This window comes from Paraflavitalea speifideaquila, from assembly GCF_032395985.1.
GTDB lineage: Bacteria > Bacteroidota > Bacteroidia > Chitinophagales > Chitinophagaceae > Paraflavitalea > Paraflavitalea speifideaquila.
This window is the reverse complement of the sequence record NZ_CP135920.1, coordinates 6,219,435-6,233,303: the sequence shown is the minus strand read 5'-3', so window position 1 is coordinate 6,233,303 and position 13,869 is coordinate 6,219,435. Positions and strand designations below refer to the sequence as shown.

Genomic DNA, 13,869 nt, shown 5'->3' with positions numbered 1-13,869 from the left:
TTATTTCTGATAGGAAGGGCTGTATTAATAATTAAATGGTACCCGGAACGGCTTGAGACAGATTTTTAGTGTAAGAATGCAAAATTTATCTTCAAATCTTTTGAAAGTAATCAAACTACACTTACCTTTGCATCCCCATTAGAAAAATGGGATTGAACTATGTCTCAACGAATCAGAATCAAATTACAGTCTTACGATCACAACCTGGTAGATAAATCTGCAGAGAAAATCGTGAAGACAGTGCGCAGCACAGGAGCGGTAGTAACAGGTCCAATTCCTTTACCTACCCGTAAGAAGATTTTTACCGTTTTGCGCTCGCCGCACGTGAATAAGAAAAGCCGTGAGCAGTTCCAGTTGTGTACGCATAAGCGTTTGCTGGATATTTATACTTCTTCCAGCCGTACGGTGGACGCTCTGAGTAAGCTCGACTTGCCCAGTGGTGTAGAAGTTGAGATCAAAGCCTGATGAGCATTTGATGAACCCTGTCAGGGTTCTAAAATCCTGACAGGGTTTTTCATATAACACTACGTGACCGTAGTAAAGTTCTTTCAAACCTATCTGCAAACTTTGTTACCGTTGGTAACAGATAAAGTAGCGCTGGGTAAATAAAAAAACATTCTGATGGGGTTAGACCTGTCAGGTTCATTAACAAACTAAATATGAACTAGCCCTTCGAGGTTAGTTTACTACCGGTACTTCGAATGTCTGTGGTTTTCATTCAAGGTGAAATAAAACAGGCAACAAAAGAAAAGGTCGGTAGCAAACGGGGATTGAAGTTGCCATGGTTGTGCCTTCTCTGTCCGCCCGGACAGCAAGGTTGTGACAATCATACCGCAAATGTCTCTTAAACCGAGAAGGCAAAAACGAACAACGATGAAAGGAATTATTGGCAAAAAAATCGGGATGACCAGCATCTTCAGCCCAGATGGTAAGCAAACAAGCTGCACCATCATTGAGGCCGGTCCCTGTGTTGTAACCCAGGTCAAAACAAAAGACACTGATGGTTACAGCGCTGTGCAGTTAGCATTCGGCGACAAGAAAGAAAAGCACACACTCGCTTCAGAAAAGAATCACTTCGCAAAGGCCAATACAGCCGCAAAAAAGTTTGTAAAAGAATTTCGTGATTATTCCATAGAGAAAGCTCTTGGAGAATCTATTACTGTTGACATTTTCACTGAAGGTGAGAAAGTTGAAGTAGTAGGTACTACCAAGGGTAAAGGTTTCAGGGTGTTGTAAAACGCCACGGATTCAGTGGGGTAGGCGAGCAATCTCACGGTCAACATGATCGTCAGCGTGCTCCAGGTTCTATTGGTAACTCATCTGATGCTTCCCGCGTATTTAAAGGTATGCGTATGGCCGGCCGGATGGGGCAAGACCGTGTGAAAGTAAAAGGATTGAAAGTAGTGAAGATCTTCTCTGATAAGAACTACATCCTGGTAAGCGGTTCTGTACCTGGTCATAACGGATCAATTGTATTAATTCAAAAATAACAACTTCAGGAAACAGGTGGCTTTAACCAGCAATCATCTTTCTGAACTGAAAAATAGCGTACGATGCAAGTAGATGTATTAAATATAAACGGTAAGAAAACAGGTCGCTCAGTAGAGTTGCCTGATGAGATCTTTGGTGCTGAACCAAATGATCACGTAATCTACCTGGCTGTTAAGCAATTTCTGGCTGCACAGCGTCAGGGTACTCACAAAGTGAAAACTCGTGCCGAAGTGCACGGTTCCAGCAAGAAGCTGCACCGTCAAAAAGGTACCGGTGGTTCCCGTAAAGGTAACCTGCGTGCCCCTATATTTAAGGGTGGTGGTACTATTTTTGGACCTAAGCCTCACGGTTATGATTTCAAGCTGAACCGTAAGGTAAAAGACCTGGCTAAGATCAGCGCCCTGTCATACAAGGCAAAGGAAAATGCGATCGTAATCATAGAAGATATCAACCTGGATACACCCAAAACAAAGACTTTTGTTGGTGCACTGAAGGCGTTGAACATCGAGAACAAGAAATCACTGGTTATTCTGCCCGAGTACAATGAGAATCTGTACCTGAGCCTGCGTAACGTGCCTGCTGTAAATGCTGCACTGATCGCTGATATGAATACTTATGATATCGTTAATGCCAATGTGTTGGTATTGACTGAAAGTGCTGCCAAGATCTTTATTGATGACGAAGCAGAAGTAACTGCATAAATAATGCAGGTTTGAAGATGCCAAAAGCATTTTCAGGTTATCAAATTTTCAAATTATCAAATTAGAGTTATATGAAACTCGCAGAAGTATTGATAAAGCCGATTGTAACTGAGAAAAGCAATAAGCTTTCTGATAAGAGCAGAACTTATGCTTTCCGGGTAAATCGCAAAGCCAATAAGCTGGAAATTAAAAAAGCAGTAGAAGGATTTTACAGTGTAAGCGTAATTGATGTAAATACTGTAGTGGTTCCAGGTAAGGCAAAGAGCCGTTTCACTAAAGCCGGATTTATTTCAGGTGTGAAACCAGCTTACAAAAAGCATATGTAACCGTAGCAGAAGGTGAAACCATCGATCTGTACGCTAACATTTAATCCGGAATAAGGATTGATAAGAATGGCGCGTCAAACGCCGCAAAGGATTGACAAAACGATTTTTAACACAGAATAAGAATTAAAACATGGCACTGAAAAAGTATAAACCAATTACGGCCGGAACACGCTGGAGAATTGGTAATGCATATGAGGAAGTGACAACGAATGTTCCTGAGAAAAGTCTGGTAGAAAAAGTAAAATCTACTGGTGGTCGTAACGTACAGGGGGCGCCGCGCAATGCGCTATATTGGTGGCGGTCACAAGAAAATGTACCGTATCATTGATTTTAAGAGGAACAAGAAAGATATTGAAGCTACTGTAGTTACAATTGAATACGATCCAAACCGTACCGCTTTTATCGCCTTGCTGAATTATGCAGATGGTGAAAAAGATATATCCTGGCTCCCCAGGGCTTACAGGTAGGTACTACCGTAATAGCTGGTGATGCTGTAGCACCTGAAATTGGTAATGCTCTTCAAATGAAGAACATGCCATTGGGTACCAACATTCACAATATTGAAATGCAACCTGGTCAAGGTGGCAAGCTGGTACGCAGTGCTGGAACTTCTGCTCAATTGACCAACAAAGAAGAGCGTTACGCAATTTTGAAAATGCCTTCCGGTGAGTTGAGAAAGGTATTGATCAACTGCTTTGCTACCGTAGGTATCGTGAGCAATGGTGATCATAACCTGGAGATGAAAGGTAAGGCCGGCCGTAACCGTTGGAAAGGTATTCGCCCCCGTACCCGTGGTGTAGCGATGAACCCTGTAGATCACCCGATGGGTGGTGGCGAAGGTAGAGCTTCTGGTGGTCACCCACGTTCAAGGACTGGTAAGTACGCTAAAGGTCTGAAGACACGTACACGTGGCAAGGGAAGCGATAAGCTGATCATCCAACGTAAGAATGGTAAAAAATTAGCTAAATAGTCAAAACGCTGATTTTAATCTTCAAATTTTCAAATTAAGTATATATGGCTCGTTCGATAAAAAAAGGTCCTTATGTAGCCGCGAAGCTGGAACAAAAAGTATTGTCTGTAAATGATGGCAAAGCGAAGAAAGGTGTTATCAAAACCTGGAGCCGTCGTTCTACCATTACTCCAGACTTTGTGGGGCATACCTTCGCCGTGCATAACGGTAATAAATTCATCCCGGTATACGTGACTGAATTTATGGTAGGCCATAAGTTGGGGGAGTTTGCACCTACGCGCAACTTTAAAGGACACTCAAGTAAAAAAGTATCATAAGATAACAGTCAGGAGACACGGGTAAGGAGCCAGGAATAAAACACCTGCAACTCGATACTCAAAGCTCCAGGCTCCAAATTAATAAAAATGGAAGCAGTAGCTAAACTCAGAAATTATCCCACATCACCCCGCAGAATGCGTTTGCTGGCTGATGAGATCCGCGGTGTAGAAGTGGAGAAAGCCCTGGCTTTGCTGGAACACCATCCGCAACATTCCGCCACTCCTTTGTCTAAGCTGTTGAAAAGCGCTATAAACAATTGGGAGCAAAAGAATGAAGGAAAAAGTGCTGCAGATGCTGCACTGGTGGTAAAAACAATCTTTGTTGATGGTGCACGTACCCTGAAAAGGATGTTGCCTGCTCCTCAAGGAAGAGCGTATCGCTTACGTAAGCGTAGCAATCACGTAACGATCATTGTTGATTCGAAAACAAATTAACCAAGTGTAAAATTTGAAAGGTGCGGATGATTTGTTCAGCGTGAATTTCAAATTTTCAAATACTCAAATTTTCAAATTCAAATAAATGGGTCAGAAAACAAATCCTATTGGTGCCAGGTTAGGGATCATCCGCGGTTGGGAATCTAACTGGTATGGTAACAAAAAAAGATTTTTCTACCAAGTTGATCGAGGATAACAAAATCAGGACTTACCTGAATGCCCGTATCAATAAAGGTGGTATCTCTAAGATCGTTATTGAGCGTACGCTGAATAAACTGATCGTTACCATTCATACCTCTAAGCCCGGTATCATCATAGGTAAAGGTGGTGGCGAAGTAGACCGTATTAAAGAAGAGTTGAAGAAGCTGACTGGTAAAGATGATGTGCAGATCAACATTCTTGAAATCCGCCGTCCTGAACTGGATGCCATGATCGTGGGTGATACAATTGCCCGCCAGATTGAAAACCGTATCAACTACAAACGTGCTATCAAGATGGCGATTGCTTCTGCTCTCCGTATGGGTGCTGAAGGTATCAAGATCAAGGTTAGTGGTCGTTTAGGTGGTGCTGAAATTGCCCGTACAGAAGAAATCAAACAAGGTCGTACACCTTTGCATACGCTGCGTATGGATATTGATTATGCCAATGTATTTGCATTGACTGTGTATGGTAAAATAGGTATCAAGGTATGGATCTGTAAAGGTGAGATCCTTGGCAAACGTGATTTGAACCCCAATTTTGTTGGTGGTAAGAGTGATGTAAGCGACCGCAGAGATAGAAGAGAAGGTGATGACCAACGTGGTGGTGACCGCAGGGATGATCGCAGAGGCGGTGGTGACCGCAGAGGCGGTGGCGGCGGTGATCGCAGAGGCGGCGGTGGTGGTGGTGACCGCAGAGGCGGTGGTGGCGGTGGATTCCGCGGTGGAAACAACAGAAGAGGTTAATGAGCAAATGGGGGATACCCGCTGATTAAGAGATCTTCAAATTATCAAATTTTCAAATTGTTAATAGATGTTACAGCCTAAAAGAACGAAACACAGGAAAGCGCAGAAAGGCCGCATCCGGGAAGTAGCAAAACGTGGTACTACCATTTCTTTTGGTTCTTTCGGTCTGAAAGCCCTGGAACCAATATGGTTGACCAATCGTCAGATCGAAGCTGCCCGTCAGGCGCTGACCCGTTCCATGAAACGTGAAGGTAATGTATGGATACGCATTTTCCCCGATAAGCCAGTTACCCGCAAGCCTCAGGAAGTGCGGATGGGTAAAGGTAAAGGTAACCCCGAGTTCTGGGCTGCTGTAGTTGAACCAGGTCGTATCATTTTTGAATGCGATGGTGTAAGCGAAGCAACAGCTAAACAAGCTCTTGAATTGGCTGCCCAGAAGCTTCCGATCAAGACCAAGTTCATTGTTCGCAGGGATTATCAAGCATAAACTATTAGTTGTTAGCAGTTAAGCAATAACTGTTAGCAATGAATGATAGATAAGATTAACATTGGCGGATGACGTATTAGTTAACCGCTAAAAGCTAAAAGCTAAATAAAATGTCTAAGAAAACTGATTTTGTAAAAAGCCTGAAGGATCTGAGTGCGGCTGATTTGAAAGCCAGGATCCAGGAAGATGAGCTGCGCTTAAAGAAGCTGGAGTTTGCTCATGCTATTTCTCCTTTGGAGAATCCTATGAGTATCCGTGGTCTTCGCAAAGACCTGGCTCGTCTGAAAACAGAGCTGAAGCAGAAACAACAAGCTGTATAGAAACAGCAGCAAGCTACGAGCTGTGAGCTACGAGCATTAAACAGAAGTTGATAATTAAATTATAAGCCGAGAGTTCAAGCTCAAAGCTGGTAGCTAAAAAGCTAAATAACATGTTAGATAGAAATTTGCGTAAAACAAGAACTGGTGTTGTAACCAGCAACAAAATGGCTAAAACCATTACGGTTGCGGTAGAAAGAAAAGTAAAACACCCGATCTATGGTAAGTTCGTAAAGAAAACCACCAAGTTCCATGCTCATGATGAAAAGAATGAGTGCACTATAGGTGATGTAGTAAAGATCATGGAAACCCGTCCGCTGAGCAAAACAAAGCGTTGGAGACTGGTTGAAGTGGTAGAGAAAGCGAAGTAATCAGAAGAAGCTGTGAGCTACGAGCTATGAGCTACGAGCCACGTATCAAATATAATTGTTTCAATGCTCGAAGCTCGAAGCTAAGAGCTCAAAGCTTAACAAAATGATTCAGCAAGAAAGCAGATTAAACGTAGCTGATAATAGTGGTGCCAAAGAAGTATTGTGTATCCGCGTGCTGGGTAATAGCGGCCAGGATTATGCAAAGATCGGCGATAAAATTGTTGTTACCGTAAAGGATGCTATTCCTGCCGGTGGTATTAAAAAAGGTACTGTCGTAAAGGCTGTTATCGTTCGTACCAAGAACAAGCTGCGCCGTAAGGACGGATCTTATATCCGTTTTGATGACAATGCAGTAGTACTTTTGAACGCTTCTGATGAGCCACGTGGCACTCGTATTTTCGGGCCCGTAGCACGTGAACTGCGTGATAAGGGTTACATGAAGATCATTTCACTGGCGCCTGAAGTACTATAAGTGAGTGGTGAATAGTGAGTAACTCACACATCACTGGCAAAAAAGCTTAGTCAATAATTCTCTTTAAGAGATAAAGTATAAGAAAATGAGCAACAGATTTAAACCAAAGTTCCATATTAAAAAGGTGACACCGTGGTGGTGATCACAGGTGACGACAAAGATGTTAAGAAGCCCCGCAAAGTGCTGGAAATATTTCCAGACAAAGAAAGGGTGCTGATTGAAGGAGTGAACATCGTTACCCGTCACACCAAGCCTTCTGCCCGCGATACCAAAGGTGGTATTGTGAAGAAGGAAGCACCCATCCACATTTCCAATGTGATGTTATGGGATGCTAAAAAGGTGAAGGCACCAAGGCAAAGCGTACCCGCGAAAATGGTAAACTGGTACGTGTTTCCAAAAATCCGGCGAAGTTATAAAATAACCGGTCATTGCTCCACAGGCCTAAAAGCCCGCGGGGTAAAGGAAGCGATATAGTAAAGTACAAACTCTATAACAATGAGCACAACAAAATATTCTCCGAGATTAGCAGATAAGTACAAGAAAGATGTTGTACCTGCCCTGATGAAGCGTTTTAATTACGACAGCATTATGCAGGTTCCCCGTCTGGAAAAGATCTGCCTGAACCGTGGTGTGAACGGAGCTGTAAGCGATAAGAAACTGGTGGATGTAGCTGTAGATGAGCTTACACAGATCACTGGTCAGAAAGCTGTTACCACCATGTCAAAGAAGGATATCTCTAACTTCAAACTCCGTAAGAACATGCCTATCGGCGCCCGTGTTACTTTGCGTGGTGTGAAAATGTATGAGTTCCTGGACAGGCTGATCGCTACTGCTTTACCTCGTGTACGTGACTTCAAGGGTGTGAATGAAAAGGCATTTGACGGTCGTGGTAACTATACCCTTGGCGTTACAGAACAAATTATCTTCCCAGAGATCGATATTGATAAGGTAAATAAGATCACTGGTCTTGATATCACTTTCGTTACTACGGCAGGTACCAACGAAGAGGCTTATGAGCTGTTGAAGGAAATGGGTATGCCTTTCCGTAAGAAAGACTAAGTACTTAAAGAGTACTAAAAACGAAGTACAAAATACAAATCCGGGATGGGGAAGTACGGCTTTCAACTCCCGATATTCAAAATTGAATTTGTAATTATTATGGCAAAAGAGTCAGTAAAAGCCAGACAAAGGAAAAGAGAACGTATGGTAGCTCAGTATGCTGAAAAGCGTGCTGCTCTGAAAGCTGCCGGAGAGTGGCAGGCATTGGATGAAATGCCGAAGAATTCTTCTAAGGTTCGTCTTAAAAATCGCTGCCAGTTAACTGGTCGTCCTAAGGGATATATGCGTTATTTCGGACTTTCCCGTGTTACGTTCCGTGAGATGGCCCTGAATGGCAAGATTCCAGGCGTTCGTAAGGCTTCCTGGTAATAAACTGCTGCAGGATATGGGTTACGGTAATTATCAGTCCCGTAGCAGTACATCCTGTGGATTAGATTCAATAATATTTAGAACTGATACATAACTTCTATACAAATGGTAACAGATCCTATAGCAGATTTTCTGACCAGAGTTCGTAATGCACAACTGGCAGGTCACCGTATCGTAGAGATTCCGGCTTCTAACCTGAAAAAGCGTATCACAGAGATTCTGTATGATCAAGGCTATATCCTGAAATACAAATTTGAGGATGATAACAAACAAGGCGTAATCAAGATCGCTTTGAAATACGATGCTCAATCTAAAGAACCCGCCATCAGGTCACTGGAAAGGGTAAGTCGCCCCGGTTTGCGTCAGTATGCCAGTCCCGCTGAATTCAAGCGTGTGAAGAATGGTTTGGGTGTTGCTATCCTCAGCACTTCTAAAGGAGTGATGACCGATAAGCAAGCTAAGGTGCAGAATGTAGGTGGTGAAGTTCTTTGCTATATCTATTAATCGTAGGAGTCATCAATTTGGCTCATACATGTTACTGATACATTAAGCCTGGCCTATACCAGGCTGACCGGTCGGTAGCAGGAAACAATAAACAGTAAAAGTTAAACTGATTTTTATGTCTCGTATAGGTAAACAACCGGTAGTATTGCCCAGTGGCGTTACTGCTACAGTAGGAAAGGATAATGTACTGACTGTAAAAGGCCCTAAAGGTGAACTGAAGCAAGCCATTGACCGCGATATCACTGTAGAAGTGAAAGATAACAACGTTACTTTTTCACGTCCTACGGACCAAATTCGCCACCGTGCGATGCATGGTTTATATCGTGCCTTGGTAGCTAACCTGGTAAAAGGTGTAACTGAAGGTTTTAAGCGTAATCTTGAGCTGGTGGGTGTGGGTTATAAAGCCTCCAACCAAGGTAACTTGCTGGATCTGTCACTCGGTTACTCTCACAATATCATTTTTGAAATACCTAAGGAGCTGAAAGTAGCTACTTCTCAGGAAAAAGGGGAGAATCCTAAGATCAGCCTGGAAGGTATAGATAAGCAATTGATTGGTCAGGTAGCTGCTAAATTACGTAGCCTCCGTAAGCCAGAGCCGTATAAAGGGAAAGGTGTTAAATACGCTGGTGAAGTTATTCGTCGTAAAGCTGGTAAGGCTGCTGGTAAATAATTTGAAAATTAACTCCCGGCAGTATCGGGAGCTATAAAATAAAGAGCAATGAATAAATTAGTAAAAGACAGAAAATCCGCTACCGGATCCGTAAAAGTATCCGGCACAGGCCAAAAACCCAGGCTGGCCGTTTTCAGAAGCAATACAGAGATCTATGTACAACTGATTGATGATGTTTCTGGAACAACGTTGGCTGCGGCTTCTTCTAAGGATAAGGATATTGCTGCTCAGAAAATTACCAGAATTGAAAAGAGCAAACTGGTAGGTCTGGCCGTTGCACGTAAGGCTACTGAATTAGGCATCAGCGTGATTGTTTTTGATCGTGGTGGTAACCTGTACCATGGCCGTGTGAAGAGTTTAGCAGAAGGTGCACGTGAAGGTGGTTTGCAATTCTAATGCCTTAGAATATTTACAATTAAAATCGTCAAATCGAAATAATGGCAAAAGTTAATTTAAACAGAGTTAAAGCCGGCGATCTTGAGCTGAAAGAGAAAGTGGTAGCCATCAACCGGTGGTGAAAACCACCAAGGGTGGTCGTGCCTTCAGTTTTTCTGCCCTGGTAGTAGTAGGTAATGAAAATGGGGTGGTAGGACATGGTCTGGGTAAGGCCAAAGAAGTACAGGAAGCAATTACCAAAGGCATTGAAGATGCTAAGAAGAACCTCATAAAAGTTCCGATCATGCATGGTACTATTCCCCATGATCAGTTGACTAAAGTAGGTGCAGCTAAGGTATTGATCAAACCGGCCGCTCATGGTACCGGTGTGATTGCAGGAGGTAGCATGCGTGCAGTACTGGAAAGTGCTGGTGTTACCGACGTATTGGCTAAATCACTTGGTTCTGCCAACCCACACAACGTAGTGAAAGCTACTTTTGCTGCGCTGGCTATGCTGCGTGAACCAGTTACTGTTGCCAAGCAACGTAAACTGAACCTGAAGAAAGTATTTAACGGATAACTTTCAGTCTGCCTATCAGCTGGCTGTATTCATGCGAATCCGGTTGGCTGGCAAGTAGCTGATCATAATGATTAAATCATGAGCAAGATTAAGATCACTTTAGTTAAAAGTGCTATTGACCGTCCTGAGCGTCAGAAGTTAACCCTTCAGGCACTGGGCTTGAATAAGCTGAATGCTACCAAAGAGGTAGAAGCAACTCCACAAATACTGGGTATGGTACGTAAAGTAACCCACTTGGTAAAAGTTGAGCAAGCTTAATTTGAAAATTTGAGAATTTGCTAATTCAATAATTAGGTTGACTGGCAAAGGCATTTTCAAATCTTCAAATTCCCTAATTTTCACATTAATAAACGCGAGGGAGATTCCCCGTTGAGTAAAAATCAAAAAACATGAAATTACATCAGATTAAGCCTGCAGAAGGCGCAACGCATAAAGAAAAAGATTGGGTCGTGGTGAAGCATCCGGTAAGGGTGGTACTTCTACCAAAGGTAATAAAGGTGGTCAAAGCCGTGCCGGTTACCAACGGAAAAACGCCCATGAAGGTGGTCAGATGCCAATCCAGCGTCGTTTGCCAAAACGTGGATTTACTAATATAAACAGGGTTGAATATAAAGTATTTAACCTGGGTCAGGTAGATCATCTTGTTGAAAAGTATGACTTGAAGGAATTCTCCCTGGAGAACCTGTATATCAACGGACTGATTAGCCGCACTGACCTGGTTAAGGTATTGGGTAATGGTGAGTTGAAGAGCAAAATAACTTTCAAAATAAATGCGATAAGTGACAAAGCCAAAGCTGCCATCGAAGCGGCTGGGGGTGAAGTAGAAATTGTAAAGTAATTTTACGTAACTTGCACAGACGCATCTTGGAATGCGTCTTTTTTGTTAAAAGCAGATTAGTAATTAACCCGGTTTATATAACGGTACAGCAGGTTTGCCATAAGGATTGAATGGTCTTTTCAGCAAACCTGTTTGTGGTTTTTCAAAACAGAGGCCATCATAAAAAATTTCTGGATTCCGTGAAAAATTCATACAAACCCTGAAGAACATCTGGAGTATTGAGGAGCTGAAGAGCAAGATACTGGTGACCATTACCCTGATTGCCATTTATCGCCTCGGTACGCATATCGTACTTCCAGGTATTGACCCTACCAGGATCAATACTGCCACATCAGGTGGTGGTATCCTCGGTCTCATTGATGCTTTTGCCGGTGGTGCCTTCTCACAGGCTTCTATCCTGGCATTGGGTATCATGCCTTATATTTCCGCTTCTATCTTCATGCAGTTGATGACCATTCTCTACCCACCATTCCAGAAAATGCAGAAAGAGGGAGAGAGCGGACGTAAAAAGATCAACCAATATACCCGTTATCTTACAGTAGCTGTAGCTATCCTGCAGGCCAGTGCTTATGTAGCCTACCTTCACCAAACCAATAAGGATGCCATGATCGAAGCTTATTCAGCTTACTTCTGGCTTTCAACTACTGTAATCCTTTCTGCTGGTACATTATTTGTGATGTGGCTGGGTGAAAAGATCACGGATAAAGGATTGGGTAATGGCAGCTCTGTGATCATCATGGTTGGTATCCTGGCCCGTCTTCCACAATCTTTAATGCAGGAATGGAGTGCTAAAGCTATTGGTGGCAGTGGCCGCGGTATCCTGCTTTTTGTTATTGAAATTGCGGTACTGGTTGCTATCATCATGGGTTTAATCATCCTGATCCAAGGGGTACGGAAAATACCTGTTCAATATGCGAAGCAGATCGTTGGTAATCGTCAATTTGGTGGTGCCCGTCAGTTCTTACCTATCAAAGTGAATAGTGCCGGTGTAATGCCCATCATCTTTGCACAGGCGATCATGTTCTTGCCTACTTTGTTGTCTAATTTTGATTCAACCCGCGGTTTAGCTAAAATATTCGGTGATCACAGTAATTTCTGGTACATGCTGATCTATGCTGTAATGGTGATTGGGTTTACCTTCCTGTACACAGCCTTGATCTTCAATCCGAAGCAAATTGCTGATGACCTGAAGCGTAATAACGGATTTATCCCCGGTGTGAAACCAGGTCAGCCAACAGCCGATTATATTGGTTCGATTATGGATAAGATCACCCTACCAGGTGCTGTATTACTAGCTGTAGTGGGTATTCTCCCCGGATTTGCACAACGTCTTGACGTTCAGCAGTCTTTCTCTTCTTTCTTTGGAGGAACTTCCTTGCTGATCATGGTGGGCGTTATCCTGGATACATTGCAACAGATTGAAACACAATTATTAATGCGTCAGTATGATGGTTTGATGAAGAGTGGGCGCGTTCAGGGCCGGCAGGCTGTTTCACCAGCATCACCTGCATCCCTGTAGTATTTAATTATACAACTTTAGAACCTGGCAGCTGTTATAGTAGTTGTCAGGTTTTCTTTTAAACAATAGATTTGAGCAAGCATGGTTTATATTAAATCTCCGGCTGAAGTAGAGTTGATGCGTCATAGCGCTCTATTGGTGAGCGCTACATTAGCTGAAATCGCTAAACTACTTCGTCCAGGCATTACCACTTTGTCATTGGATAAGACCATTGGCGAAATGATCCATGATCATGGAGGAGTACCTTCGTTCCTTAATTTTCATGGCTATCCTTATAATTCCTGCATTTCAGTGAATGATGTAGTAGTACATGGTTTTCCAAATAATGCTGAATTAAAGGATGGTGATATTATTTCTGTTGACATTGGTATCGTAAAGAACGGTTTCCATGGTGACCATGCATATACTTTTGCAATTGGAGATGTAAAACCCGAAGTTTTGCAGCTTATTCGCGTTACCAAGGAGTCATTGTATAAAGGCATCGAAAAAGCAACTGCAGGGAACCGTATTGGTGATATTGGCGCTGCTATTCAGGAGCATACAGAAAAAAATATGGTTATGGTGTAGTGCGTGAACTGGTTGGGCATGGCTTAGGCAAAAGCCTGCATGAGGATCCTCAAGTACCTAACTATGGAAAGCGTGGTTCTGGTGCCAAACTTAAAGAGGGGACGGTACTGGCGATTGAGCCTATGATCAATATGGGGAAAAAAAGAAGTGTATACTGAATCTGATGGTTGGACGGTTCGTACTGTAGATCATTCTCCTTCTGTACATTTTGAACATGATGTATGTGTGCAAAAGAACCAGGCTGATATTTTATCTGATTACGGTATCATTGAAACGGCTGAAAAGGCGAATGCTTATCTGATAACAGATCAGCCTGTTCTTGTTGGCTAAAAAGTGTAAAGTAATAACAACGACAGGTTTAATAATAACCCTCTTCGCAGAGGGTTTTCTTTTACCGTATAGAATTAACCTGGTATTATGCTCAATAAAAGAAAAGGTTGGTAGTAATTGGAGGCGGAGCGGCCGGCTTTTTCTGTGCTGTAAATGCAGCACGCTTGCACCCCGATCTGGAAGTGATCATCCTGGAAAAAGCAATAAAGTACTATCCAAAGTAAAGG

28 protein-coding genes are annotated in these 13,869 nt (G+C 42.8%); all 28 read left to right on the top strand.

Annotation, left to right across the window (positions count from 1 at the left end; all coding sequences use genetic code 11):
* Positions 1-159: 159 nt before the first annotated feature.
* A complete protein-coding gene (gene rpsJ, locus RS881_RS42865) occupies positions 160-465 on the top strand; it encodes a 30S ribosomal protein S10 (protein WP_014220852.1) in 306 nt (101 codons plus the stop codon).
* A gap of 408 nt (positions 466-873) precedes the next feature.
* Positions 874-1,236 carry a large ribosomal subunit protein uL3 gene (locus tag RS881_RS61955; RefSeq protein WP_425476318.1) on the top strand — a complete coding sequence of 121 codons (363 nt, stop codon included), beginning with the start codon at positions 874-876 and terminating at the stop codon, positions 1,234-1,236.
* Positions 1,237-1,352: 116 nt separating this feature from the next.
* Positions 1,353-1,490 carry a hypothetical protein gene (locus tag RS881_RS61950; RefSeq protein ID WP_425476317.1) on the top strand — a complete coding sequence of 46 codons (138 nt, stop codon included), beginning with the start codon at positions 1,353-1,355 and terminating at the stop codon, positions 1,488-1,490.
* 63 nt (positions 1,491-1,553) lie between these two features.
* Positions 1,554-2,192: a 50S ribosomal protein L4 gene (rplD, locus tag RS881_RS42855; RefSeq protein ID WP_315816400.1), complete on the top strand. Its 639-nt coding sequence runs from the start codon at positions 1,554-1,556 to the stop codon at positions 2,190-2,192.
* A 71-nt stretch (positions 2,193-2,263) separates the two neighbouring features.
* Positions 2,264-2,518, top strand: coding sequence for a 50S ribosomal protein L23 (gene rplW / locus RS881_RS42850; protein WP_315816399.1), 255 nt, complete (start codon positions 2,264-2,266; stop codon positions 2,516-2,518).
* 251 nt (positions 2,519-2,769) lie between these two features.
* On the top strand, positions 2,770-2,985 hold the full coding sequence (locus RS881_RS61945) for a hypothetical protein (protein WP_425476316.1): 216 nt from the start codon (positions 2,770-2,772) through the stop codon (positions 2,983-2,985).
* Positions 2,958-3,488 (top strand): 50S ribosomal protein L2, encoded by a 531-nt coding sequence (gene rplB / locus RS881_RS61940; RefSeq protein WP_425476402.1) that lies wholly within the window; start codon positions 2,958-2,960, stop codon positions 3,486-3,488. Before RS881_RS61945 ends, rplB begins: the two co-directional genes overlap by 28 nt.
* Before the next feature lie 44 nt (positions 3,489-3,532).
* Entirely contained in the window at positions 3,533-3,805 is a 273-nt protein-coding gene (gene rpsS / locus RS881_RS42840; protein ID WP_315816398.1) for a 30S ribosomal protein S19, read from the top strand.
* Positions 3,806-3,892: 87 nt separating this feature from the next.
* On the top strand, positions 3,893-4,240 hold the full coding sequence (gene rplV / locus RS881_RS42835) for a 50S ribosomal protein L22 (protein WP_315816397.1): 348 nt from the start codon (positions 3,893-3,895) through the stop codon (positions 4,238-4,240).
* A 182-nt stretch (positions 4,241-4,422) separates the two neighbouring features.
* Positions 4,423-5,184, top strand: coding sequence for a 30S ribosomal protein S3 (gene rpsC / locus RS881_RS42830; protein WP_425476315.1), 762 nt, complete (start codon positions 4,423-4,425; stop codon positions 5,182-5,184).
* 67 nt (positions 5,185-5,251) lie between these two features.
* Positions 5,252-5,671 carry a 50S ribosomal protein L16 gene (rplP, locus tag RS881_RS42825; protein WP_167290999.1) on the top strand — a complete coding sequence of 140 codons (420 nt, stop codon included), beginning with the start codon at positions 5,252-5,254 and terminating at the stop codon, positions 5,669-5,671.
* A gap of 110 nt (positions 5,672-5,781) precedes the next feature.
* The gene (gene rpmC / locus RS881_RS42820) at positions 5,782-5,991 is read left to right on the top strand and encodes a 50S ribosomal protein L29 (protein ID WP_315816396.1); all 210 of its coding nucleotides are present in this window, start codon (positions 5,782-5,784) and stop codon (positions 5,989-5,991) included.
* A gap of 110 nt (positions 5,992-6,101) precedes the next feature.
* A complete protein-coding gene (gene rpsQ / locus RS881_RS42815; protein WP_119051018.1) occupies positions 6,102-6,359 on the top strand; it encodes a 30S ribosomal protein S17 in 258 nt (85 codons plus the stop codon).
* A 103-nt stretch (positions 6,360-6,462) separates the two neighbouring features.
* Positions 6,463-6,831: a 50S ribosomal protein L14 gene (gene rplN / locus RS881_RS42810; RefSeq protein WP_119051017.1), complete on the top strand. Its 369-nt coding sequence runs from the start codon at positions 6,463-6,465 to the stop codon at positions 6,829-6,831.
* 132 nt (positions 6,832-6,963) lie between these two features.
* Complete coding sequence (rplX, locus tag RS881_RS42805; protein ID WP_315816395.1) at positions 6,964-7,305, top strand: 50S ribosomal protein L24; 342 nt, start codon at positions 6,964-6,966, stop codon at positions 7,303-7,305.
* A 21-nt stretch (positions 7,306-7,326) separates the two neighbouring features.
* Positions 7,327-7,890 carry a 50S ribosomal protein L5 gene (rplE, locus tag RS881_RS42800; protein WP_315816394.1) on the top strand — a complete coding sequence of 188 codons (564 nt, stop codon included), beginning with the start codon at positions 7,327-7,329 and terminating at the stop codon, positions 7,888-7,890.
* Between the two features lie 45 nt (positions 7,891-7,935).
* Positions 7,936-8,259: a 30S ribosomal protein S14 gene (gene rpsN / locus RS881_RS42795; RefSeq protein WP_425476314.1), complete on the top strand. Its 324-nt coding sequence runs from the start codon at positions 7,936-7,938 to the stop codon at positions 8,257-8,259.
* Between the two features lie 105 nt (positions 8,260-8,364).
* Complete coding sequence (rpsH, locus tag RS881_RS42790) at positions 8,365-8,763, top strand: 30S ribosomal protein S8 (protein WP_315816393.1); 399 nt, start codon at positions 8,365-8,367, stop codon at positions 8,761-8,763.
* A 145-nt stretch (positions 8,764-8,908) separates the two neighbouring features.
* Positions 8,909-9,433: a 50S ribosomal protein L6 gene (rplF, locus tag RS881_RS42785; RefSeq protein WP_315816392.1), complete on the top strand. Its 525-nt coding sequence runs from the start codon at positions 8,909-8,911 to the stop codon at positions 9,431-9,433.
* 48 nt (positions 9,434-9,481) lie between these two features.
* Positions 9,482-9,829 (top strand): 50S ribosomal protein L18, encoded by a 348-nt coding sequence (rplR, locus tag RS881_RS42780; RefSeq protein ID WP_315816391.1) that lies wholly within the window; start codon positions 9,482-9,484, stop codon positions 9,827-9,829.
* A 115-nt stretch (positions 9,830-9,944) separates the two neighbouring features.
* Entirely contained in the window at positions 9,945-10,388 is a 444-nt protein-coding gene (gene rpsE / locus RS881_RS42775) for a 30S ribosomal protein S5 (RefSeq protein WP_425476313.1), read from the top strand.
* 78 nt (positions 10,389-10,466) lie between these two features.
* On the top strand, positions 10,467-10,646 hold the full coding sequence (rpmD, locus tag RS881_RS42770) for a 50S ribosomal protein L30 (RefSeq protein ID WP_315816390.1): 180 nt from the start codon (positions 10,467-10,469) through the stop codon (positions 10,644-10,646).
* Positions 10,647-10,830: 184 nt separating this feature from the next.
* Positions 10,831-11,226 (top strand): 50S ribosomal protein L15, encoded by a 396-nt coding sequence (rplO, locus tag RS881_RS42765; protein ID WP_315816389.1) that lies wholly within the window; start codon positions 10,831-10,833, stop codon positions 11,224-11,226.
* Positions 11,227-11,470: 244 nt separating this feature from the next.
* Positions 11,471-12,745: a preprotein translocase subunit SecY gene (gene secY / locus RS881_RS42760; RefSeq protein WP_315816388.1), complete on the top strand. Its 1,275-nt coding sequence runs from the start codon at positions 11,471-11,473 to the stop codon at positions 12,743-12,745.
* 81 nt (positions 12,746-12,826) lie between these two features.
* The gene (locus RS881_RS42755) at positions 12,827-13,312 is read left to right on the top strand and encodes a type I methionyl aminopeptidase (RefSeq protein ID WP_315816387.1); all 486 of its coding nucleotides are present in this window, start codon (positions 12,827-12,829) and stop codon (positions 13,310-13,312) included.
* Positions 13,312-13,470, top strand: coding sequence for a M24 family metallopeptidase (locus tag RS881_RS42750; protein ID WP_315816386.1), 159 nt, complete (start codon positions 13,312-13,314; stop codon positions 13,468-13,470). Before RS881_RS42755 ends, RS881_RS42750 begins: the two co-directional genes overlap by 1 nt.
* Positions 13,460-13,642, top strand: a complete 183-nt coding sequence (locus tag RS881_RS42745) for a hypothetical protein (RefSeq protein ID WP_315816385.1) — start codon at positions 13,460-13,462, stop codon at positions 13,640-13,642. The genes RS881_RS42750 and RS881_RS42745 overlap by 11 nt, the downstream gene beginning before the upstream one ends.
* Before the next feature lie 107 nt (positions 13,643-13,749).
* The gene (locus RS881_RS42740) at positions 13,750-13,866 is read left to right on the top strand and encodes an FAD-binding protein (RefSeq protein WP_315816384.1); all 117 of its coding nucleotides are present in this window, start codon (positions 13,750-13,752) and stop codon (positions 13,864-13,866) included.
* Positions 13,867-13,869 lie beyond the last annotated feature (3 nt).

Excerpts from the sequence above, each read along its gene's own strand:
- rpsN (WP_425476314.1), top strand. The coding sequence starts at position 7,936 with ATGGGGAAGTACGGCTTTCAACTCCCGATATTCAAAATTGAATTTGTA.
- RS881_RS42755 (WP_315816387.1), top strand. The coding sequence starts at position 12,827 with ATGGTTTATATTAAATCTCCGGCTGAAGTAGAGTTGATGCGTCATAGC.
- rplP (WP_167290999.1), top strand. The coding sequence starts at position 5,252 with ATGTTACAGCCTAAAAGAACGAAACACAGGAAAGCGCAGAAAGGCCGC.
- rplV (WP_315816397.1), top strand. The coding sequence starts at position 3,893 with ATGGAAGCAGTAGCTAAACTCAGAAATTATCCCACATCACCCCGCAGA.
- RS881_RS61955 (WP_425476318.1), top strand. The coding sequence starts at position 874 with ATGAAAGGAATTATTGGCAAAAAAATCGGGATGACCAGCATCTTCAGC.
- rplN (WP_119051017.1), top strand. The coding sequence starts at position 6,463 with ATGATTCAGCAAGAAAGCAGATTAAACGTAGCTGATAATAGTGGTGCC.
- rpsH (WP_315816393.1), top strand. The coding sequence starts at position 8,365 with ATGGTAACAGATCCTATAGCAGATTTTCTGACCAGAGTTCGTAATGCA.
- rpmD (WP_315816390.1), top strand. The coding sequence starts at position 10,467 with ATGAGCAAGATTAAGATCACTTTAGTTAAAAGTGCTATTGACCGTCCT.
- rplD (WP_315816400.1), top strand. The coding sequence starts at position 1,554 with ATGCAAGTAGATGTATTAAATATAAACGGTAAGAAAACAGGTCGCTCA.
- rpsJ (WP_014220852.1), top strand. The coding sequence starts at position 160 with ATGTCTCAACGAATCAGAATCAAATTACAGTCTTACGATCACAACCTG.
- rpsQ (WP_119051018.1), top strand. The coding sequence starts at position 6,102 with ATGTTAGATAGAAATTTGCGTAAAACAAGAACTGGTGTTGTAACCAGC.
- rpsS (WP_315816398.1), top strand. The coding sequence starts at position 3,533 with ATGGCTCGTTCGATAAAAAAAGGTCCTTATGTAGCCGCGAAGCTGGAA.
- rplW (WP_315816399.1), top strand. The coding sequence starts at position 2,264 with ATGAAACTCGCAGAAGTATTGATAAAGCCGATTGTAACTGAGAAAAGC.
- rplE (WP_315816394.1), top strand. The coding sequence starts at position 7,327 with ATGAGCACAACAAAATATTCTCCGAGATTAGCAGATAAGTACAAGAAA.
- rpmC (WP_315816396.1), top strand. The coding sequence starts at position 5,782 with ATGTCTAAGAAAACTGATTTTGTAAAAAGCCTGAAGGATCTGAGTGCG.
- RS881_RS61950 (WP_425476317.1), top strand. The coding sequence starts at position 1,353 with ATGGCCGGCCGGATGGGGCAAGACCGTGTGAAAGTAAAAGGATTGAAA.
- rplR (WP_315816391.1), top strand. The coding sequence starts at position 9,482 with ATGAATAAATTAGTAAAAGACAGAAAATCCGCTACCGGATCCGTAAAA.